The 21,931-nt window shown below is 43.8% G+C and carries 21 protein-coding genes and 1 pseudogene; 14 read left to right on the top strand and 8 right to left on the bottom strand.

Annotated elements, in window-relative coordinates:
* Window positions 1–4 precede the first annotated feature (4 nt).
* On the top strand, window positions 5–469 hold the full coding sequence (locus PLL47_RS04255) for a GNAT family N-acetyltransferase (protein WP_324444959.1): 465 nt from the start codon (window positions 5–7) through the stop codon (window positions 467–469).
* A 267-nt stretch (window positions 470–736) separates the two neighbouring features.
* Here the strand turns inward: PLL47_RS04255 and PLL47_RS04250 are convergent, their stop codons facing one another.
* Window positions 737–976 carry a hypothetical protein gene (locus PLL47_RS04250; protein ID WP_324444958.1) on the bottom strand — a complete coding sequence of 80 codons (240 nt, stop codon included), beginning with the start codon at window positions 974–976 and terminating at the stop codon, window positions 737–739.
* Between the two features lie 419 nt (window positions 977–1,395).
* On the opposite strand from PLL47_RS04250, the gene PLL47_RS04245 reads away from it, so the two are divergent.
* A complete protein-coding gene (locus tag PLL47_RS04245) occupies window positions 1,396–2,427 on the top strand; it encodes a class I SAM-dependent methyltransferase (protein WP_324444957.1) in 1,032 nt (343 codons plus the stop codon).
* Between the two features lie 4 nt (window positions 2,428–2,431).
* Here PLL47_RS04245 and PLL47_RS04240 read toward each other — a convergent pair whose 3' ends face one another.
* The 4 genes from PLL47_RS04240 to PLL47_RS04225 form a co-directional block, all read right to left on the bottom strand.
* A complete protein-coding gene (locus PLL47_RS04240; RefSeq protein ID WP_324444956.1) occupies window positions 2,432–3,100 on the bottom strand; it encodes a hypothetical protein in 669 nt (222 codons plus the stop codon).
* 107 nt (window positions 3,101–3,207) lie between these two features.
* Entirely contained in the window at window positions 3,208–3,915 is a 708-nt protein-coding gene (locus PLL47_RS04235; RefSeq protein ID WP_324444955.1) for a hypothetical protein, read from the bottom strand.
* 147 nt (window positions 3,916–4,062) lie between these two features.
* The gene (locus PLL47_RS04230; protein ID WP_324444954.1) at window positions 4,063–4,590 is read right to left on the bottom strand and encodes a DUF6141 family protein; all 528 of its coding nucleotides are present in this window, start codon (window positions 4,588–4,590) and stop codon (window positions 4,063–4,065) included.
* 640 nt (window positions 4,591–5,230) lie between these two features.
* Window positions 5,231–5,590, bottom strand: coding sequence for a carboxymuconolactone decarboxylase family protein (locus PLL47_RS04225; RefSeq protein WP_324444953.1), 360 nt, complete (start codon window positions 5,588–5,590; stop codon window positions 5,231–5,233).
* Window positions 5,591–5,678: 88 nt separating this feature from the next.
* Between PLL47_RS04225 and PLL47_RS04220 the strand changes: the two genes are divergently transcribed.
* Window positions 5,679–6,809, top strand: coding sequence for an aldo/keto reductase (locus PLL47_RS04220; RefSeq protein ID WP_324444952.1), 1,131 nt, complete (start codon window positions 5,679–5,681; stop codon window positions 6,807–6,809).
* A gap of 94 nt (window positions 6,810–6,903) precedes the next feature.
* Window positions 6,904–7,053: pseudogene (locus tag PLL47_RS04215) on the top strand (transposase); the annotation flags it as partial.
* A gap of 267 nt (window positions 7,054–7,320) precedes the next feature.
* Here PLL47_RS04215 and PLL47_RS04210 read toward each other — a convergent pair.
* The 3 genes from PLL47_RS04210 to PLL47_RS04200 all read right to left on the bottom strand — a co-directional run bounded on the left by PLL47_RS04210 (window position 7,321) and on the right by PLL47_RS04200 (window position 13,144).
* Window positions 7,321–10,062, bottom strand: coding sequence for a DEAD/DEAH box helicase (locus tag PLL47_RS04210; RefSeq protein WP_324444951.1), 2,742 nt, complete (start codon window positions 10,060–10,062; stop codon window positions 7,321–7,323).
* Between the two features lie 615 nt (window positions 10,063–10,677).
* Complete coding sequence (locus PLL47_RS04205) at window positions 10,678–11,226, bottom strand: LemA family protein (protein ID WP_324444950.1); 549 nt, start codon at window positions 11,224–11,226, stop codon at window positions 10,678–10,680.
* A gap of 49 nt (window positions 11,227–11,275) precedes the next feature.
* On the bottom strand, window positions 11,276–13,144 hold the full coding sequence (locus PLL47_RS04200; protein WP_324444949.1) for a DUF2207 domain-containing protein: 1,869 nt from the start codon (window positions 13,142–13,144) through the stop codon (window positions 11,276–11,278).
* A gap of 307 nt (window positions 13,145–13,451) precedes the next feature.
* On the opposite strand from PLL47_RS04200, the gene PLL47_RS04195 reads away from it, so the two are divergent.
* From PLL47_RS04195 to PLL47_RS04150, 10 genes are all read left to right on the top strand, one after another.
* Complete coding sequence (locus tag PLL47_RS04195; protein WP_324444948.1) at window positions 13,452–14,042, top strand: 50S ribosomal protein L15e; 591 nt, start codon at window positions 13,452–13,454, stop codon at window positions 14,040–14,042.
* Window positions 14,039–14,482, top strand: a complete 444-nt coding sequence (locus PLL47_RS04190) for an RNA-binding protein (RefSeq protein ID WP_324444947.1) — start codon at window positions 14,039–14,041, stop codon at window positions 14,480–14,482. The genes PLL47_RS04195 and PLL47_RS04190 overlap by 4 nt, the downstream gene beginning before the upstream one ends.
* On the top strand, window positions 14,475–15,194 hold the full coding sequence (gene rnp3 / locus PLL47_RS04185) for a ribonuclease P protein component 3 (protein ID WP_324444946.1): 720 nt from the start codon (window positions 14,475–14,477) through the stop codon (window positions 15,192–15,194). The genes PLL47_RS04190 and rnp3 overlap by 8 nt, the downstream gene beginning before the upstream one ends.
* Window positions 15,191–15,529 (top strand): Rpp14/Pop5 family protein, encoded by a 339-nt coding sequence (locus PLL47_RS04180; protein ID WP_324444945.1) that lies wholly within the window; start codon window positions 15,191–15,193, stop codon window positions 15,527–15,529. The genes rnp3 and PLL47_RS04180 overlap by 4 nt, the downstream gene beginning before the upstream one ends.
* A gap of 1,295 nt (window positions 15,530–16,824) precedes the next feature.
* The gene (gene psmA / locus PLL47_RS04175; RefSeq protein ID WP_324444944.1) at window positions 16,825–17,574 is read left to right on the top strand and encodes an archaeal proteasome endopeptidase complex subunit alpha; all 750 of its coding nucleotides are present in this window, start codon (window positions 16,825–16,827) and stop codon (window positions 17,572–17,574) included.
* 77 nt (window positions 17,575–17,651) lie between these two features.
* Window positions 17,652–18,344 (top strand): ribosome assembly factor SBDS, encoded by a 693-nt coding sequence (locus PLL47_RS04170; RefSeq protein WP_324444943.1) that lies wholly within the window; start codon window positions 17,652–17,654, stop codon window positions 18,342–18,344.
* A gap of 11 nt (window positions 18,345–18,355) precedes the next feature.
* Window positions 18,356–19,138, top strand: coding sequence for an exosome complex RNA-binding protein Rrp4 (gene rrp4, locus PLL47_RS04165; protein WP_324444942.1), 783 nt, complete (start codon window positions 18,356–18,358; stop codon window positions 19,136–19,138).
* A 77-nt stretch (window positions 19,139–19,215) separates the two neighbouring features.
* A complete protein-coding gene (gene rrp41, locus PLL47_RS04160) occupies window positions 19,216–20,700 on the top strand; it encodes an exosome complex exonuclease Rrp41 (protein ID WP_324444941.1) in 1,485 nt (494 codons plus the stop codon).
* Window positions 20,684–21,484, top strand: a complete 801-nt coding sequence (gene rrp42, locus PLL47_RS04155; RefSeq protein WP_324444940.1) for an exosome complex protein Rrp42 — start codon at window positions 20,684–20,686, stop codon at window positions 21,482–21,484. Before rrp41 ends, rrp42 begins: the two co-directional genes overlap by 17 nt.
* Before the next feature lie 161 nt (window positions 21,485–21,645).
* Window positions 21,646–21,930 carry a 50S ribosomal protein L37ae gene (locus tag PLL47_RS04150; RefSeq protein WP_011034538.1) on the top strand — a complete coding sequence of 95 codons (285 nt, stop codon included), beginning with the start codon at window positions 21,646–21,648 and terminating at the stop codon, window positions 21,928–21,930.
* The last annotated feature ends 1 nt before the right edge of the window (window position 21,931 follow it).

Genomic DNA, 21,931 nt, shown 5'->3' with positions numbered 1-21,931 from the left:
ACAAATGGAATTGATGAACTGCGATAAAAACGATTTTGATCAGATAGTTACAAACATCAAGGAATTCTGGGGCAGTGACCGAACCTTACACCTGCATCATCCCATCCTGATAAATGAATTTGGCAATACGGCTTTTGTTTTTAAAGAAACTGATACGGTTTGCGCTTATCTATTCGGTTTTTACTCCCAGACCGAGCCCGCAGCTTATGTGCATTTGATTGCAGTAAGGAATAATTACAGGAGGCTTGGACTCGGCAGAAAGCTGTACGAGCATTTCATTAACTGTGCCAGGGAAAAAAATTGCTCAAAGGTAAAAGCCATAACAAAACCAGTAAACCTTGAATCTATAGCATTTCATAAAAGCATAGGCATGGAATTGATTGGAAACGGCATCATTGACGGAATACCTGTTGTTTTCGATTACAGCGGGCCGGGAGAGCACAGGGTTGTTTTTATGAAAGAGATTTGAGGGCTCTGCGGTATTTTACAAATTCAATAATATATTTTAAAAGTTAGACAGCAAAAAAGTAACTTATTATGCCCCAGGAGGTTATATCCCTCAATTTCATCTGATGATCTGAGCTTGCTATGGAGATGGATTTTTCAGCAACTCCTCCAGTATCAAGGAGCTTAGAATCAAAACATAAAGCAAAAACTAGAAGTGGCAGTTTTTAGAATTTTTTAAAGATGTAGCTTTTAGAATTTTTTAAGGATTTTCTTTCTTACAGCTCAACATTTAAACGCTGTCGGGTATTTCAAATTCTGCAATCACAGGTGCATGGTCAGATTCCGGAAATTTGTCCTCTGTCGCAAAGGCAATCGATTCGTCGTGTATTAATTCATTGTGCACCTCAGAACTCTTATAGTGTGCCAGCATATTCCTGCACACAAGCAGGTGATCCAGCATATTTCCTTTTCCCTGATGGTAAAGAGAAAAACGTGCAGATTCAGGGATGCTAATCTCACAGGGCTGCATGACATATTTTGCCAGTCCGCCGAATAATCCACAGTAAAGATAATAATCAGGCTAATCAGGAATATGAAAAATTCAGCTATATTTTACACCCTGCAGTTTATTTTTCTGCAGAACTTAAAAAATACAGGGCAACTATTCAAAGAATAAAAATATGCTTTAAGATCCACAGCCTAAACTGGTCATAGGAGTTTTCATCGCCCTGTTGCTCGCTCCAGACAGCCAGATATTCTATGTCCCCATAAAGGATACTTCACAGACTGAATTATGTGCACACTCTGACTATTTATGTTTTATTATTTGTTTTTATTTTTAATATGTAAATGGCACTTTGTTCCAGATATTTTTATTTTAGCCGGCAGATAAGCTACAGAAGATTTCAACGCAAAACATTAATCCCATGCACGCTATCCATCATTCCAATGTATAGAGCAATCCGGATTCCGCCTGAAAAAGGAGAAGAAATCAGAGAAAAAGCAATTGTTGGTAAATTTCTGGACACTACAAGAAAAATCAGAAAAGTTCAGACAAAAAAAGGTGCTTTTCTCGAAATCCCAGTAACCTGGGATGCAGGCGAAACGATTGAAGGGTTTCCTGTAATTGAACAGGAAGATATCGAATTCTTGAAGCCTCCACAGCCTCTCAAAGAATACCTGAAAGGCTCGCTCTCCGAAACCGAACTTGCCCTGGTCCCTTCGGGCTGGCATGTACTCGGAGACATAATAATAGTTAGAATCCCTGATGAACTGGATAAGAAAAAAAACCTGATAGCCAGAGCTCTCCTTTCCATGTACCCTAAGTGCAGAAGCATTGTCCGGGACTTCGGAATCGAAGGGCAGTTCCGTCAGCCAAAAAGGGAGCTCCTTCTGGGCAGCGGTACCGAAACCATCCATAAAGAGCACGGCTGCCTTTTCAAGCAGGACGTAACCAAAGTGATGTATTCCAGGGGCAACCTTGAAGAGAGGAAAAGAATGAGCAGGCTCGGGAAAGGGGAAGTCGTGGTGGATATGTTTGCGGGAATAGGATACTTTTCAATTCCCATGGCTGCCCATGGAAAGCCGGAAAAAATAATCTCGATCGAAATAAATCCTGAATCCTTTGCCTACCTGAAGGAAAATATCAGGCTGAACCATGTGGAGGATATTGTTACCCCGGTTCTGGGAGACTGCTCACAGTCTGCTCCTGAAGGCGAGGCAGACAGGGTTATTATGGGCTATGTGGGAACAACACACCATTATCTGAAACCGGCTATAAAAGCTCTGAAAAAAAGCGGAGGAATCCTGCATTACCACGAAACAGTGCCCGAAAGTCTCGCAAAAACGAGGCCTGAAGAAAGAATAAAGAAAGCTGCCGGATCCCTTGGAAAAAAAGTTGAGGTTCTGGAAACCCGAAGGATTAAGAAGTATTCTCCTGGTGTCCTTCATGTCGTTGTGGATGCGCGGATCTTCGAATGAAAGGCTACTGGAAAAATTCCGGATCATCAGTCCTCAGCTGGCTTTTTTTCGGCAGGAAACGGGGGTCTGTCAGTTTTACCTTGCTGGGGGAGCCGGCTATGATATTTATGTCCATGCTGAGAATTTTCCTGTAAATCTTTCTTTTTTGCACAATAGGCCACCAGCCATAGAGGAAAACGTTAATAGGTTCCCACATAGCAACCCAGCCAATGATAGTAAACCCTTCGGAAAGCATGGTATTTATCAGCCCTCCTTTAAGGGTTGATAGAAGCTGGATTATCAGCAGGCAGAAAAAAAGGAAGACGGTTGCAATAGTCATATTTCTTCTTCCGCGCTGAAGAAGCCTTCTCAGCTCTATGTCCATGAGAACTTTTTTGTAAGAAAAATGATTCCTGATTGCTTCTTTAAGAGTGCGTTCCGTTTCGCTATCAACTTCGGAAGGAGGAATGTATATAATAATTCCAAGCGGCTTTTTTAGAGGGAACTCTCCAACGGTATTATAAATATACTCTTCCGCTTCTGGATCAAGTTCTTTTTCATGAAAAGGGGCGGGGTCAAAGGAATTGAAAATCTGCATTGCAGTGCGCAGCTCAAGTTCAATCATGAGTTTTCCATTCAGTTTCCTGTAAAGACCATCTGTGCCCTTAGGGAAAATATCTATCCCCCAGACCATTTTTTATCTACCTTCTCTGGAACTGTTTTTAAGATCATTATTACATACTTTAAACTGTTAGTATGTTCTATATAAGGCTTTACTTCAGGTTTGGAATATCGTCCTATTCAGGGCTCTTCTGGCGTAAAGCGGTGTTCTGAAGCTTTTTCCCCTGCTGGAGTCACGATCCCGATGCACACATCCATCTTTACAATTTTTTCGTAAATATTGCGTTTGTGGACAATCGGCCACCAGCCGTAAAGGAAAATATGTACAGGCTCCCACATAGCGACCCAGCCGATAATAAGGAGCCCCTCAGAAAGGAGAGTGTTCAGGAGGCTTTCTTCAAAAGTCGAAAGCAGCCGGATCATGAGCAGGCAGAGAAAAAGGAAGGTAAGGGCTATTATAAAGTTTCTTCTTCCCTGGTGAAGCAGCCTTTTAAGTTCTATATCGGTAAGAAGCTTTTTGTAAGAAAAGTGGTTCTTTATAGCTTCTTTAAGGTCAGCTTCGATTTCTGCACTGACCTCGGAAGGAGGAAGATGTATCATAATTTCAAGGGGCTTTCTAAGAGGGAATTCATCTACAGCGTTATAGAGGTATTCTTCTGCATCCAGATTAAGCTCTTTTTCGTGAAAAGGGGCAGGGTCAAAAGAGTCAAAGAGCTGCAGCAGGCTTTTGAGTTCGAGTTCGATCACAGGCTTTCCTGCGTGCTCTCTGTAAAGAGCTTCCGTACCTTCACCTGCAATACTTTTCTTTATGCCTGCCCTGGCGCCTGCTTTGATGCACTTCCCCCCATATCGATATTGCGAAGCATGTATTTTCTTGAAAAAAAGCATGTATTTTCATTGAAAAAAAAACAGCATCTTCCTGAAAGCTTCCCCTTATTATCTGCCCGAAATTACAGATTAATATAGAGCTGGCAGGATATAAACCCTGAGATATTCAGGAGAAAATTTTTGGAAAAAATTGTTATGATAAAGAAATCAGGAGCCTGCTACGGCAGACATAATTGCCTGATGCAGTTCATCAGGATTCTTAGAGCTGATTACCACTTTTTTCCCTGTTATGAGCTTCAGGATTACAACGAAATTCGCTCTCCTTGACGGAGGCTTATCCAGATAATCCTTCCCGGTGAAGGGTTCATAAGCTTGAATTTTGCATTCTTCAACAACATAAATAGGGATTTTCTTGAATGAAGGATTCAGAGGTACCAGGCGTATATAGATACCATCTTTTCGAACTTCTGTGATATGTTTGGTACAGTAGAATAAAAGGGGAAAAAATACTCCGAAAACAAACCAGAGAGCGAGTAAATAAAGGTCAGGAACGTTTTGAACTCCTGCGGGTTTTCCTAAAACAAGGCTGTGGATTTCTACGTACCAGAGCAGAAGGGCAGGATAAAGGATCGAGACAAGAAAAACATTGCTGTGCAGATCCTGTACTTCTCTAAAAATCAAACCGGTTTCCGGGTGTTCCGTTATAATCTCTCCCTTATCAAATGGTCTGGACATTCACCCTGATCAACAGATCTTTACAATCCTTATCAGGCAAATGCCTTTATTACTCAAGGCACTTATATTTCCCTGAAAGGCTTCACAATAAGTGCGTGTTATGCCTCATTTATAATGCCTTTTAAAGAAAATGATGAATAAGTTAGTGCCTGCTTCTGAAAACGACTTAACTTGAAAGGTAAGTTAGTTGAAAATCTGTCTATTTTTCTCTATTAGAACAGGGTAGATAAATATTCCGAAAAAAAATGAAAATTATATATTACATTTAATTTAAAAATCCAGGTGTATTCTGGAAAATGAACTGTAGTAATTAAAACAGATACGAAAATACAGAAAAAAATATAGAGCATAAATCAGGCATGGATCATTGTAGAAAAATTAATAAATAAGAAAAATTAGGCAGTTTTGCTGCAGACTGAACTTGAGGAAAATATATTGAAAATAAATATAAAAATAGATGTTTGAAAATCAGGCAGAATAAAAAATTATCTTCAACAAGTAGCTGCATATAGGCGCCATACCATAAGAATACCACCGGAACCCCGATAACGAGCCTGAACCACAGATGATCCTTCTTCTGGAATTATAAAAAATAGCTGATTTAAACAAATATTACAAAAAGGTAGAGAGGAAAGGCTTTTTAATAGCCCATTCTCTCCATTTCTTTCAGTACTGCTGCACTGAAATCCGTAAAATTCTGAATACCTCCAGTCCATGCAGCCATCATCATTGCGTCTGAAATTTCGGCTTTTGTGGCTCCGAATTTATGAAGCCTTTCCAGGATCTTGACTGCACTTTCTATATTGTTGTTGGAGCAGGCAATAGCAAAAACCATCAGGTGCTTGTGCTTCATGGAAAGCCCGCCTTCCCTTTCAGCCCAGATGGACTTATAAAAACCTGCAAGCCCTTCGCCAAAATCCTCATTAATCTTTTCAGCGTACACAACAGACCTGGGCAAAAAGCCCTTAACTTCTTTAATTTCTTGGATATTCTTCCCCATAATTATCGATATGTTATAGGCAAGGATCAAATATAACAGTATCTCTTGACATTATCCCTTAAGTCGATGAAATCAATGAGGCAAAAAGATGCTATACCGCAAATTGGGAAAGACGGGCGAGAAGGTTTCCATCCTTGGTTACGGCTGCATGAGGCTTCCGACTCTTGAAGGGGCACCCGAAAAGATAGACGAAAAAAAAGCAATAGAGCTGCTTCGCTATGCCATTGACCACGGGATAAATTATGTTGACTCGGCATATTCCTATCACGGCGGAATGGGCGAAATTTTTCTGGGAAAAGCCCTTTCAGACGGCTACCGGAAAAAAGTCCTTCTGGCAACAAAGCTTTCCTGCAAGCGAGTAAACTGCAAAGAAGACATGGACCGCTTCTTAAACGAACAGCTAGAAAAACTCCGGACGGACTGCATAGACTTCTACCTCCTGCACGCCGTTAAAAAAAGTTACTGGGAGAAAATGAAGAAATTTGGGGTTATAGACTTTCTGGATAGAGCTCGAGCAGCCGGAAAAATAAGATACACAGGTTTTTCTTTCCACGACGAACCTGACGTTTTTAAGGAAGTCATTGACGCCTACCCCTGGGACCTCTGCCAGATCCAGTTCAATTATCTGGACGAAAACTTCCAGGCAGGAATCGAAGGTCTGAAATACGCGGCTGAAAAGGGGCTTGCAGTCGTTATCATGGAGCCGCTGCGCGGTGGAAACCTGGCAAAGGTCCCGGAAGAAGCCGGGAAGGTATGGGACCGAGCGAATATTAAAAGAACCCCTGCAGAATGGGCTTTCCGCTACCTCTGGAACTATCCCGAAATCAGTGTTGTCCTGAGCGGCATGTCAGAAATGGTGCACCTGAAAGAAAACCTGAGATTTGCAGAAGAAGGGCAACCCAATTCACTTTCAGCCGACGAAAAAAGCCTGATCTTTGAAGTGAGTGAAATCTACAGGTCCAGGATAAAAGTCAACTGCACAAACTGCAAGTACTGTATGCCCTGCCCAATGGGTGTAAATATTCCTCGTAATCTCAGTTATCTGAATGATGTTTTTATGCTTGACGACGTGGAGAATGCAAAGTTCCAGTATGGGGTTCTTCTGTTGCCGGAAGAAAAGGCAGGGAACTGTGTTGAGTGCGGGAAGTGTGAGGATGTCTGCCCGCAGAATATTAAGATAAGGGAGATGCTGAAAGAAGTAAGGGAAAACTTCGAGTGACTTTGACGTTTAGGAGTTTATGTTGTATCCTGAAATGATTCCGCAGATTCAAAACCATTCGAAAGTTCGATGCCCAATAAAACAGCATGCGACTCAAAAGGTGAAAAGTATCACAGCAGGACAAATTTTCAAAGAATACCCTGAGATAAAGAAACAGTTATGGGGTGGTGAATTCTGGATTGATGGGGGTTACACTGGAACTGTAGGAGATGGAACAACTTCTGATGTTATAAAAAATCATGTTTAAAATCAGGGAAACAAGGAAGAAATAGAAGAATATAAGCAAATGAAATATTCGATTTTTAATAACCATTAAAACGATTTTAAGTCCAAAGTGAAGAGAATTATCGAGTAAAATCCAAAAAGCAAAAACGTCCGATGAAACCAGGATAAACTAATAGAAAAAGAGAAAAACAGAAACCGTAAAATAAAGATTTTAAGAATGAAAAGAGCGCAAATAAAAAAAGTGTCCTGCCTGAAAAATACTCTTTCATCTTCTTTAAGTTCTTTTTCAGCTCATTTTTTGAATAACCAGTTTTCTCACAACTTTTTTCTTTTCTCCTTCCTCAGAAGTTCCTTTTTCCATAGTTTCGAAAAGCTCAGTCCATACCTTGAAACAGTAATCGTTTCCAGCTCCAAGATCCCTGATCCTTATCTCAAAGGGCTTTTCTCTCGTAGCTTCTTTATTCCCAGCGAATTTCTGATGAAATGTTTTTGCTGCAGCTTTTTCCGGGGACGGGGCTGAGACAATTCCGATCATTCCCCCATTTTCATTTGTGGCAATGAAGGTTTTTTCCTTCTTCTCCTGCCCTGCCTGAGATTCCTGTTTTATGGTTTCCCGCCTGAGCTGCCTTCTGACCCTGTCAAGGGCACTTCTCTCATCCTTTTTTTGTTGCGGACACGGCTGGAGAGCTCTGGCTTCAGAAAGATGCTTTTCTTTCTTTTCGGGAGGGATGTAAGGATCCTTTCCCAGAAGTTCATGCAGGAGCATGATTGCCGCATGTTTGTCAAGAGGCTCGTTGTTGTTCCCGCACTTGGGGGACTGGATGCAGCCAGGGCAGCCGCTTTCGCAGGGGCAGCTTTCGATAGCTTTCAGGGTGCCTTCCAGGACTTCTTCTATCAGGTCATAGCCTTTTTCGGCATACCCAACTCCTCCCCTGTGCCCGTCGTAGATGAAAATCCCGCTTTTGCCCCCAAGGTCGGGATGGGATGGAGTTGAAACCCCCCCCACATCACTCCTGTCCACAAGCAGGTGCAGAGGATACATGGAAATCATTGCATGCTCAACAGCATGGATCCCGCCTGCAAAATCCAGCTTATGGTCCCCGATCAGCTCCTGCAGCCTGTCAGGAAGTTTAAGCCAGAGCGCAACCGTCTGGAGGGTTATAGGAGGCATTTCAATATCATGAGCACTCATTGTCTCGTCGCTGTGTGTCCGGATTTTTCTGTAGCCTACTATCCTGTCCGTCACCTCTACTTCCCCAAGCCCCACCTCCACCTCTGGAGCATGAAGCAGGGGTTTCACTGCATAAGACTCCTGCACCACGACTGACGAATCTATCATGGGTTTTGTGTAATAGCTGTCATGTGTTTTTATAGCATGTATTTCTCTTTTCTCATGGTCGATCCTGTTTATGTAAAAAGGCTCTCCCCGGTGTATGTATACTGCACCCGGATGGCACTCACGGAAAGCCAGAGTCTCTTCAATATCTTTTTCGATAGGAAAGCTCTTTTCCCCTTCAAAAGCAAGAAGAGAGTAAGTATTGTTATCTATCCCCCGAAGAGATACCTGCTTATAGGGAAATGGATCTGTGGAATATTTCAGGTCGCTTCCAGCAAGCAGCCCTTCTTCTTCAAGGAGCTCCACAACTCTTGAATACCCTTTGCCAAAGTATTTTTCATCCGATTCTCTGAGAGGGATTTCTTTTGCTGCGCAGAGCAGGTGCCCTGCAAGGATATAGGGATTTTTGGGGTTAAGTACCGCGTTTTCGCTGCTTCTTGTAAAGAAATCGGCAGGGTTTCTCATATAATACTGATCAAGAGCATTTGTCCCGGCTACCATAAGGACAAGGCTTTCATTCCCGCTCCTGCCTGCCCTTCCTGCCTGCTGCCTTGCACTCATAACCGTGCCTGGATAGCCGTCAAGGATACAGGCATCAAGTCCTCCTATATCTATCCCGAGTTCGAGGGCATTTGTGGAAATTACACCCCTGAGCTCTCCAGAATTCATTTTCTTTTCGATTTCTTCTCTTTCCCTGTCAAAATAGCCGCTCCTGTACGGGCAGACTGCAGAAGAGAGCCCGCATTCCCTTAAAAGGTCCCTGCAGCTCCTGTACATCCTCTCCACCCCCTGCCTTGACCGTGTAAAAACAAGGGTCTGGAGCCCGGCCTTGACTGCCCTGGTAAAAAGAGCCGAGGTTTCGGAAAAGCTGCTTTTCCTGACAGTGTTCCCTCTTCCGTTCAGGTAAAGAGGCGGATTCCAGAACACAAATTTCTGGGGCCCCTGAGAGGACCCATTATTCTCAACCACCTCAGCTTCCCTTCCAATCAGGGTTTCGGTATGCTCCTTCGGGTTTCCTATGGTTGCCGAACAGCAGATAAACTGCGGGGAAGCTCCATAATATTCTGCAACTCTGAGAAGCCTTCTGAGCACGTTTGCCATATTGCTCCCTATGACCCCTCTGTAGTAATGGCTCTCGTCAACAACAATGAATTTGAGGTTTGAAAAAAAGCGCCTCCAGAGGTGGTGCCAGGCAAGAAAACTCATGTGCACCATCTCAGGGTTTGTAAAAACAATATTTGTCTGCCCTTCCCTTATCTTCCTCTTCTGGTCTGCACTCAGAGCGCCGGTATAACGGGCTATACCTGCACCAGAATTCAGTGCCCCTTCAAATTCAAGGAAAGCTTTTAACTGGTCATTAACAAGGGCGTTCAAAGGAGAAATATAAAGAGCAGTAGCCTCAGGGTCTTTCAGGACAGCTTCAAAAATAGGGACCATGTAAGTAAGGGTTTTTCCGCTCGCTGTGCTTGTACAGAGCACAAGGTTTTTTCTTTCCCTGACCTTTTCTATCGCCTCAGCCTGATGGGAGTATAGTGCTTCAATCCCGATTCCTGAAAGGGCCGCTTTTACCTTTACCTCCAGTTCAAGAGCTGCATAAAGGGCGTCCCTTGCAGGGGTTTCTTCAATATGGACGATCTGGTTCTCGTAACGGCTTGAAGCTTTAATTTCATTTAACAGGCGGGAAATTTCCATTTTACTACTCCATTTTTGTTAAACTTCTGTTACAGATCATATTCTGCTGGTCCAGACAGGGGTTGATTTTTGGAGCATTATTTATTTAATTTTTCAGGTGCGCATAAAGGTTATGATTAGCTTAATCCCGACCCGATAGCTCGAGCGCGGCAGTGTGGAATAAAATTTACAAAATGCAATTCATACGACTTGCCCTTGAGTATTATTAATCTATTGATTTCCCGAGTTTTGCCTCACCCGAGTTGCGCCTCGGGAGTACGCGGTCCTTTTCGTCCCGAATTGCGATTCGGGAGCCCGCCGTCCTTTTCTTCCCGAATTGCGATTCGGGAGCCCGCCGTCCTTTTCACTCGCTCCGCTCGCTCAAGAGGACTACTTTAGAAGTTACAGGGTAGGCTGTGAATCCGGGACTAATTTATGGTTATTTAAGTGAGCTTTGATCCAGGGACTAATTGAAGAAAAAGCTGCAAATCTTCTGAATCATGCAACATCATTAGCTATACCGGGTCATTCTTTTCCAGGATTATGTAAATTAAAAAGCCCTTTTTGGGTGGACAGGAAATTGTTTTTTCCGGATTTACAGTCATATTCTCCATACGGTCTATTCCAGCGGCAGTATCAGAACTCAACTTTCGGCGTTTCTCTTTCTCCTTCCAGGGTTTCAAATAAGTCTTTTTTCGTGAATCCAGTGAGAGATGCGACAATGTTTTTAGGAATTGTCTGAATGCTGATGTTGTACTTCATAACCGTGTCATTATAAAACTGCCTTGAATAGGCTATTTTGTTTTCGGTTTCCATAAGGTCTTTCTGAAGCTGCATAAAGTTCTGGTTGGCTTTCAGTTCAGGATAATTTTCTGCAACTGCAAACAGGGACTTGAGGGTTGAGGACAGGTAGTTTGATGCTTCTGCGGTTTCATTGACATTATGTGCAGACATTACCGCAGCCCTTGCTTTTGTAATGTTTTCAAAAAGAGTCTTTTCGTGTTTTGCATATCCTTTGACGGTTTCCACAAGGTTGGGTATAAGGTCATAACGCCTTTTAAGCTGGACTTCTATCTGGGACCAGGCATTTTCTACCCTGTTTCTCTGTTTTATGAGGTCATTATACATTATAACGAAAAGCAAACCCAGAATTACTATAATTATTATCGAGATCTCTACTAACAATAAATCACCATCCGTTTATTGAAAATAATTTACGTTTATTGGAAATAGTTTAGCGGGCTCCCCCGCCTCCGCCGCCTGAGCCTCCTCCAACACCTCCAACGCCGCCGCCCCCACTTGAGGATGGAGCTGAGGATGAGTAAGCACTCCCAAAGCCTGAACCGAACTGGCTGAAATTGTGGTGCACATAGTAGAAATGGCTTGTTTTCATCTGCTCAGCAGGAACTACTAAAGACATGTTTTTAAGGACTTCTTCTGCAACTCCAAGAGCTGTTGCATAAACCAGATAAAAGTCCCAGATTTCAATCGATTCCGGGGGATGCTCTTTGAGTGCGGAAAAATCTGTAAGGTATTTTTTAAAATTGTTCCAGCGTTTATAATAAAGCCTTCCTTCAGGAGTCCAGCGTCCAAGCACCTTTTCAAATGCTGCTGAGAAAATTATCATAATTATTCCAGAGGATGCGACCAGAGCCACCAGCAAATTCACATTTGATGCCAGGGGATATGCATCCGAAGGAAAATTGTTGGAGAGTACTATGAAATAAATAACTGCCGCAATTACAACTGCAACACCGAAAATACTCATGTATGTATTTCCTGTTGACCGGAAGAGTTTCTCAACTACAATATGCCTTTCAACCTTTTTGTTCCAGGCAAGCACAAAATCATAGAAGGCAGTCCCTTTTCCAAGTTCTTTTTTCAGTTTAGCCCATGAGATTTTGTTTCCAGAAGCATGTTTTTTTAATAAATCGAACACGTCTTCCTCATAATCTTCCAGTTTTGCGAGTTTTCCTTCACCTTTTGCATCCGGTTCCGGGCTGGCAAGCTCTATTAAAATGTCTTCGGATTCGGACTTAAACAAACCAAATGCTTTGCTTTCTTCTGATGTTATAGTGCGAAGAGAAATATAACCAAGGTTAGCAAGGTTCATAACCGTAGCAGTAAACCCGTCCATCGCAGGAGTGCCTATTTTCCCCTGCATTATGGCATTTACCACTGCAGGTCTGGAATCTGTGGGAGGTTCTCTTTCATATACTGCCTCATAATCTATTTTAGGTTCTCTTCCATACCTGAAATAGATGAAGAACGGTACTGCCAGAGAAAGGAGGGCGAAAAGAACCGTCAGCCCGTAAAGACCTTTTAAGATCGAGCCTTTTTGCTGATATTCATTCTCAATAGCCAGTATTTTTTCAAGCCCTTCTGAGTTATCTATCTGAACAATGCTGGAATTGGGAGATTCTATCCTTGGAAAAACAACCCTGATTTCATACCACTGGTAAGAGGGAATTTCATCTGTCCTTAAATTGAGAACATTCTTTTCCACGTCAGCGGTCTGGGTATAGCCGGCTGGGTGTATCCAGTACTGAAGTTCATTCTCTTTTTCAACAGGAAGTGTAATGCTTCCTTTCAAGCTTCCAAGAGGCTTCTCCCATTCCTCTCCCCAGAGTTTATAGTGAAATTCGGAAACATCGTTATGGACTTTAACCGCACCATAATGGTCATAGGAAATAAAAAAAGTCACTTTTTCCGGAGTTGGGGTGGGGAGTTCACCTATTAACTCGTATCCTTCGGAAGTCTCTTCTACTCTGAAAGTACATGCTTCATCCGAACAGTATCCCTGGATATTCTGAATGGATTCTCCGGGAGACACTTCAAGAACTCTAAATACTTCACTGTAGTCTCCGTCAAAGCTGTATGAAATCGATTCCTCAACATGAGCCAGGCCTGTGGCGTCTATAGTTATATTCGTTGTTGCTTTTTCCAGAGTGTAGTCTCTTGCACTGGCTGAGGGCATCAGACAGAGAAGCACCAGCAGAGTAACAGTTATAATAGCTATTTTCAGAGATGCAGAATTAGTGCTTATTGCAGAATTAGTGCTTACTTCTCTTACAGGTTTAAGAGAACCTTTAAAAAAACGCAACCAATACCTCCAGCTCTATATTAATTCCAGTGTATTAATATTTTACTGAAGTTTTATCAAGTAATAAAACTCCTGCTTCCAAAACTGAAATTTCTGTCCGCAAAAACGATATTTCCTTTTTTCCTCTTTTCTGGTCATTCCCTCCCTTTTGGAGTTTTTTTCTTCCAGAGAGCTTTTGATGGGGCAAAGCTTTAAATCGAATGATTCAGTTGTATCGCATGTTTCATTTTCGGGATTAGGTCCCGTTGGGATGTGGTCCTGCTGGCAGGGCTGAACCGTGAAACATAAGTGAAACTTGGTGTTTAAATTGGTAAAATCTTTTTATGAATATGTGCGCGATGCATGGAAAAACCCTGATGAGACCTATGTGAACGAACTCCGCTGGGAGCGCTTGCAGGTCTGGAGAAAACAGGGATCCGTGACCAGAATTGAAAGACCCACAAGAATCGACAGAGCACGCTCCCTTGGATACAAAGCCAAGCAGGGTATTGTTGTCGTCAGGGTCAAGGTACGCCGCGGAGGGCTTGGTAAGACAAGGTTCAACCGTGGAAGAAGGACCCAGAAGATGGGTAAGAACAAAATCACAGGCGGAATGAGCATCCAGAGGATCGCTGAAGCCCGTGCTGACCGCAAATACCCTAACCTTGAAGTCCTTAACTCCTACTGGGTAGGGGAAGACGGAAAGAACAAGTGGTTTGAAGTCATCCTTGTAGACCCGCATCACCCTGTAATAAAGAGTGACAAGAACCTGAACTGGGTCTGCGACCCGTCCATCAGGGGCAGAGCTACCAGGGGCAAGACCAGTGCAGGTCGGAAAGGCAGAGGCATGTCCACACGCGGCAAGGGTACTGAAAAGACCAGGCCGAGCATCCGTGTACACAAGAGTCGAGGCAAGTGATTCACCACATAACAATGCGTGTGATCGCCCACGCAACCGAAGACACATCCAGAGTCCGGAAGGCTCTGGATTTTTTTTTATCCGGTGCCGGCGTAAAGGAAGGGAGCAAGCTCATAGAAGAACTCCAGGCTGAAGGGCACCATGGAAATCCTATTACTATCCTTAGCGTGCAGCTTAAGAAGAAGGCTGAATGCCTGAACTTTGCCCATTTTGTCCGGGGAAACTTTTCCGAAGAAGACGTGGACATGCTCAGGGAAGAAATGCCTGAAAGGCTGGACGATGACATGGTTTTTCACCTCCGCTTCGACAAGCAGGCAGCATACCTGCAGCAGGTAAAACTGACCAGCTCCTCGGATGCGATTATTGCAAAGGTAAAGATAGAGACCTATCCGAAGAACAGGGAAAAAGCCGGAGCCATAGTGGAGGAATTATTTGGGTAAACCGAAATTTTATGATTTTTGCGTTCATGCAGCTCCGGATGGGGATAATACTATAGAGGAACTTTCTTCCCTTGCCCGGCACTTCGGGTACAGCGGGATTGCCCTTGCCAACCATTCCGACAAGCTACCTGATAAAAAGCCTGCACTGCCTTCAATCGAGGGTTTTGAAGTTTTCAGGGGAATTGAGCTTGTTGAAGAAAACCCTTCGAAACTGCACAGTTTAATAGGAAAATTCAGGAGCTCTACTGATGTCCTGATCGTGCACGGTGGCTCCGAATCAATAAACAGGGCTGCACTTGAAAATCCCAGGGTAGATATTCTTAATCATCCGGCTTTTGACAAAAGCAGCGGATTAAATCAGGTTCTGGCAAAAGCAGCTGCTGAAAACGGGGTTGCAATAGGCATACCCCTCAGGCCTCTTTTACACTCCAGGGGTTCAAGGCGCATCCGCATGCTGTCTGACTTTAAGGCAAACCTTGAGCTTGCAAGAAAATACGATGTTTCTCTTGTACTCTGCAGTGATGCTATGTCCTGTTATGATCTTCGCTCCCCTATGGAGACTCTTGCTTTTGCTGAGGTATGCGGGCTTGAAGAAGATGAGGCACTTGATGCCATAAGCACCGTCCCTGAAAAAATTATAAAAAAGAACCGCCCTGGCCCTGGATATGTAAGGGAAGGGATTGAAGTCCTTGAAGGGGAGGATATTTTTTGAAACGCCTGCTTCCTTCACTCCGAGCCAAAAAGCGCTATCTTGCTTTTGAGCTGATCTCGGAAGAGCCTGCAAGCAGAGGTGACATTGTTAAAGAAGTTATTTCATCTGCTTCCTCACTGCTAGGAGACATTACAACCAGCGACTGTGATATTAAGGTGCTTGGATTTGAAAACGGAAAAGGAATTATCCAGTGCTCTCACGCAAAGGTTAAGGAAACAAGAGCTTCTATGGCTGCTCTGACCCGGATTAACGGAAAGAGGGCAACTCTTCACGTTCTGGGAACTTCCGGTACTGTTAAAAGGGCTACGGAAAAGTTTCTGCAGGCTGAAAATTAATTCAGCTCTTGAAGCCAGTGATAAGGTTTCTGAATAGCTGGTTCAGGATCTGGATAACGTGGAAAACCTGGCCTGAAGCCTTGAGAATTCAGACATTGAGTCGGGTTTTCAGAGTTCCAGGTTTGTACTCAAAATGTTACTCTGGATATTTCCCGCACTCTCTCTGATCACTCTCTCTGATATATGTGGAATGGTCCTATCAGGAATAATTATACAAACATAATTACATTTATTGGGAAACGCATGTCCTTTTCTGCCTGATAGTTGATTAAAAATCAGTATTCTGATTAGTTGATTAAAAATACAGTATTCTGTATTCTTTACATACGATAGACATAAACTGGCTCATAGGGTTTATATGTTGCCTTGCTTATATCCGGTCTTGTTTATACGAAAAAACCCGGAAAATCTACATTAAAGCAGGGCAGAAATCTGCAGGCATACAATCAACCAGTATCGAGTAATTATTTAATGTAATTATTTTAAATAGTAATTTAAACCAGTTATCTACTAAAGAATTTCAGATTGAAACTCCTCAGGGCTGAAAACTGCAGAAGTTGTCGTATAAGCTGTCTAATATATACTACAATGAATGAGTATTAGTGTAACAAAGTATAATATTGATTGGTAGAACTGATTGACAGAAGAGCGATTGTGCAGGAACTCCTGGCAGTTTATGCTTGAGTGGTCTGAGGGTCTGGATAATAGTTATCCGGTATTATGGTTTAGAGAACTGAAGGGAAAATTCTCCCTTACAGGTTTCAAATCTGCATTAATAGCCAGAAAAGCCCCGGACTCTCATAAGCATTATAACTGAGTAAATACACTTTATTACGGACATAGTTAACATTGGAATGGACCTTCAGACTCTGTAATTAGTTTAAAGAACTAATCTATGTGCGTAAATCCGGGTTATATCTGGAAAACGTGCTTTACAGGGTAAAAGTGCCTTTAAACTCCCTGTAACCGGGGTATTTTCCTCTGGTTTCGTCCAAATAATAGGTTCAGGATAGAAAGTCCAGCATAAAATGCTAAAAACTCTAATAAAGAAGAAATACGTTATAGGGAATCAAAAGTCGGTTTCCTTACCTGAACACTGGGTCTGGGACTTTCTGTACTGAACTTTCAGGAAATCCGCACAGATATATCGCTTACTGACCAAAGCCTTTTTTGGGCATGCGGTGATTATGTTCACGATTCTGCGGATTTGAGATCCCTGAGGAAAAGTGACCGGTTTCTGGCCGGGAAAAATTGAAACAATATAGAACATAAATTAAGGCAAGGAGATACGGAATATGCAGATGGCACCACAGATGGGTTATGACAGGGCAATTACGGTTTTTAGCCCTGACGGAAGACTTTTCCAGGTAGAATATGCCCGCGAGGCGGTCAAAAGGGGAACAACAGCCGTGGGAATCAAGGCAGCCGATGGGGTAGTGCTGCTGGTCGACAAGCGAATAACAAGCAGGCTTGTGGAAGCTGAATCAATCGAAAAAATATTCCAGATTGACGACCACATAGGAGCCGCAACCTCAGGGCTTGTGGCAGATGCCCGCTCTCTTGTTGACAGGGCCCGTGTAGAAGCCCAGGTAAACAGGGTTTCATATGACGAACCCATAGGTGTTGAGGTTATCTCCAAGAAAATCTGCGACCACAAGCAGACATATACTCAGTATGGAGGAGTTCGCCCATACGGAACTGCACTCCTGATCGCAGGTGTGGATGACAACAAGCCAAGGCTTTTTGAGACTGACCCGAGCGGGGCTCTTCTTGAGTACAAGGCAACAGCCATAGGCGCAGGCAGAAATGCAGTTGTTGAGGTTTTTGAGGCAGACTACAGGGAAGATATGAACATCGATGATGCTATCCTCCTTGGAATGGATGCGCTCTATAAAGCTGCTGAAGGCAAGTTCGATGCCGGAACCCTTGAAGTGGGTGTTGTGTCCCTTGAGGATAAGAAATTCAGGAAACTGGTTCCTGAAGAAGTTGAGAGCTATGTTCAGCAGATCCTTGAGAAACACAAGGGAACTGAAAACAAAGAATAAAACCTATAAATATTCAGAAAATGAGTAGTCAGAGAATTCTGATTCTCAAACTTATGTTTTAGAGAAGGTATTCGAAAATGGTGTCCCTGGACGAGGCAGTGACTGCCCGGCTCAAAAGAGGCAGCAAACATTTCGAAGTCCTGGTCGAGCCCGAAGGGGCTCTGGCCTATAAGCGAGGCGAAGAAGTAAGCCTCGAAGACATTCTGGCAGTTGAAACTATCTTCGAAGATGCAAACCGAGGGGATCGGGCAGCAGAGTCTGATATTCTTAACTCTTTTGAAACAACCGACCCCTTTGAGATTGCTGCCGTGATCCTGAAGAGCGGAGAGCTTCAGCTTACCGCCGAGCAGAGAAAACGAATGCTTGAAGAGAAAAAGAAAAAGGTTATCTATACCATTTCCAGAAATGCTATAAACCCTCAGACTAGAGCACCTCACCCTCCCGCAAGGATAGAAAGAGCGATGGAAGAGGCAAAGGTGCATATAGACCCCTTAAAAAGCGTGGATCAGCTGGTAGCCATAACAATGAAAGCCATTCGTCCGCTTATCCCGATACGCTTTGAAGAAATTAGTATTGCTGTAAAAATCCCTCCCGAATATGCCCCCAAGGCATACGGAGATATTTCCAAAGCCGGAACCATTACAAAGGAAGAATGGCAGCGTGACGGCTCATGGATTGCAGTGGTAAGGATTCCTGCGGGAGTCCAGACTGATTTTTACGCTCTTATAAATCATCTCACGAAGGGAGAGGCTCAGACTAAACTTTTATAAGAGGATGTTGGATGGATAAAAAAATAGTGATCCCCGGTGACCTGTTATCCGAGAATACAAAAAAGTCCGGATACGGGACGTATGTCAGGAACGGCAAAATCTATTCTTCGCTTTGCGGTATTGAAAGCCTCAAAGAGGATAAAGTTGGAGTGATCCCACTTGCGGGAGCGTATATCCCTTCAGTGAACGATGTGGTGATAGGGATCGTTATTGTGGTTACTCCATCCAACTGGATACTGGATATCGCAGCTCCTTATGATGGTCTGCTTCACGTATCTGAGTATCCGAGAAGAGTCGAATCCCGAGAAATGCCTGAAATTCTGGACGTAGGCGACTCTGTTATTCTCAGGGTAAAAGATGTTGACAGCTCCATGAAAATAGAGCTTGCCCTGAGAGATCCGAACCTTCATAAACTTAAAACAGGCCAGATTGTTGAAGTAGAGCCTGTAAAAGTTCCCCGTGTAATAGGACACGGCGGTTCCATGATCTCCATGCTGAAGAAAGAGACAAACTGCAGCATTTTCGTAGGTCAGAACGGCAGAATATGGATTGACGGGAAGGATGAGGATATAGAGCTTTTGAGCAAGGCTCTCCGGAAAATAGAAGCTGAAGCTCAGCGTTCCGGGTTGACAGACCGGATCTACAATTTTTTGAAAACTGAAAGGGTGAAACAGAGAGAGTCCAGGTCAGTTAAATTTTTTAAAAATGAGACTAAAGACGTGAATGCGGCAAGTGAAGGTCATTCCGAGGATATCTACCGGAAGATCGATGTGTTGCTGGACCCCAAGAATTGAGTTCCGGATAGAGTCAGGAGAATTTTAGGTAAGCTTCTCTAGAGTATTTGGTTTAGGAGTTGTTTGGAGATTTAAGTATGAGTAATAAACCTGAAAATTTAACATTAATCACTGACGATGGGCTGCGCCTTGACGGGAGACGTGCGGATGAGATAAGGCCCATGAAAATTGAGATCGGTGTACTTTCTAGAGCCGACGGTTCATGTTATCTTGAATGGGGCAGAAATAAGATCCTTGTAGGCGTTTTTGGCCCCAGGGAAGCTCATCCCCGCCGCAGCCAGCGCGCAGATTCGGCAGTTATCCGCTATAGATATAATATGGCATCATTCTCCGTAGAAGACCGCGCCCGCCCGGGCCCCAGCAGGCGGAGCATTGAAATTTCAAAGGTCTCCAGGGAAGCTTTCGAGCCTGTGATTATGGCTGAGCTGTTCCCTAAAACAGCAATTGATATTTTTGTTGAAGTGCTTCAGGCAGATGCAGGGACAAGGACCGCAGCAATCAATGCTTCAAGCATAGCCCTTGCAGATGCCGGAATTCCCATGAAGGGACTTATCACTTCCTGCGCTTTTGGAAAGGTCGACGGGCAGATTGTTCTTGACCTCAACAAGGAAGAGGACAATTATGGAGAAGCTGACTTCCCTGTAGCAATGACTCAGGACGGAGAGATTACCCTTGTCCAGATGGACGGGAACCTTACTCCTGAAGAAATTAAGAAGGGCCTGGAACTTGTAAAGAAAGGCTGCAAGGAAATCCTGGCAATTCAGCAGGCAGTCCTGAGAAAGAAGTTCGAAACCCCTGTTGAAGAGGTCTCTGAAGAACCAGCCGGTGAAAAGGCAGCCGAAGCAGAAGAAGAGCCGGAATTTATTGCTCCTGAAGCCGCTGTTATTGTCGGAGAAGCTCTCGAAGCAGCCGAAGAGCTTGGACCGGAAATCCTTGAGGAATCTGTTGAAGCCGAAGTCCTTGCGAGTGAAGTAATCCCTGACTTTGAAGAGGAGCTCGAAGAGGAAGCTGAAGAAGAGCTTGAAGAAGAGTTCGAAACCGAAGAAGAGGAATTTGAAGAGGAAGCTTTTGAGGAAGAAGCTGAACCTGAAGAAGACATTGAGGAAGATTTAGAGGAAGATCTAGAGGAAGATCTGGGAAAAGAACTCGAAGAAGAGGAGTTTGAAGAGGAAGCTCTTGAAGAAGAAGCTGAATTTGAAGCTTCTTTTGAAGGTGCCCCTGAATTGAAAGAGTTTGACGAAATTGAATCCAGGCTCGAAAGGGAAGATGCTTCAGAAGAAGCCGAAGAAGAAGCTGAACCTGAAGAAGAAGCCGAAGAAGAAGCCGAAGAAGAAGCTGAACCTGAAGAAGAAGCTGAACCTGAAGAAGAAGCTGAACCTGAAGAAGAGCTCGAAGAAGAAGAGGAAGCTGAACCTGAAGAAGAAAGTGTCGAGCCAGAAGCAGAGGTAGCAGTAGAGGAAATTTCCACTGAAGAAGAGCCTGAAGAGGAAAAATCCGAAGGTCCCTGGAAGGTAGTAAAAGACCCCTCTGAAGCCGGAACCAGAGGTGAAAAAGATGAGTGAAATCATAGCCACACTTAAGAAGGACTATATTTACAACCTGATGATCAAAGAAAAACGCCAGGACGGGCGCAGCTTTAAAGATTTCAGGGACATCAAGGTCGAAACAAATGTTATCTCCAAAGCAGAGGGTTCTGCAAAGGTCACCCTCGGGAACACGCAGGTGCTCGTTGGTGTGAAACTTCAGACAGGAACTCCTTTCCCGGATTCCCAGGACGAAGGCGTGATCATTACCAACCTAGAACTCAATCCTATAGCCTCTCCTGAGTTTGAGCCCGGACCTCCGAGAGAAGAAGCAATCGAAATGGCAAGGGTCGTTGACAGGGGAATCAGAGAATCAGGCGCAATTGATATAAAGAAGCTCTGCATAACGGTTGGAGAATCCGTCTGGATTGTCTTTATAGATGTCCACATCCTGAACGATGACGGAAATATCATTGACGCATCCTGTCTTGCTGCAATTGCAGCCCTCATGACCACCATGGTCCCTAACGAACAGCAGGGACTGGGCGAGAACGTGCCCCTTGCAATGAAAGAGATGCCTGTTGGCATTACCCTTGCCAAGATCGGCTCTAAACTTATGGTTGACCCCTCTCTTGACGAGGAAGCAGTTTGCGAAACAAAACTGACCATTGTTTCCAGTTCGGACGGGTCTGTTGCAGGAATGCAGAAAATGGGCCCTGCCCCTCTTAGCGAGGAAGAGCTCTTCGAAGCAATAAATATGGCAATCGAAAAGGCAGCCGAACTCAGATCTCTCTATCTTGAAGGGCTTGCAAAAAGTGAATAAATCGGGCAGGATTAATTAAATATAAATATTAAATGCCTGTATTACGGTCTAAGTGCACGTCTATAAGGTGATAAAGGAACCCCTGTCTCAGGGCGGGTCGGCCCGCAGAGAAATCGGTTCTATCCCTTCTGACTTAACATTACATTTAAGGAGTTATAACGATGGCAAAAAAGTTCACTAAGAAAGGAAGAATTTCCAGATCTGCAGGCAGGTTTGGTCCCAGGTATGGGAGAAAAGACAGAAAGCTTGTCGCAGACCTGGAAGAACGCATGCGAGCCCCGCATGTATGCACCAAATGTGCCCGTCCGACAGTGGGAAGGATTGGAACTGGAATCTGGAAATGCAGCAAGTGCGGACACACCTTCGCAGGCGGGACTTACATCCCCTACACAAGCGTTGGGCAGACCCTGCTGCGCACAATGAAGAACGTTGCTGAGGCAAAGTAAA

Origin of the sequence: Methanosarcina sp. (assembly GCF_035390745.1) — an archaeon.
In the GTDB taxonomy this organism is placed as follows: Archaea; Halobacteriota; Methanosarcinia; order Methanosarcinales; family Methanosarcinaceae; genus Methanosarcina.
The sequence above is the reverse complement of the archived record's forward strand: the minus strand, read 5'-3'. Positions and strand labels throughout refer to the sequence as shown.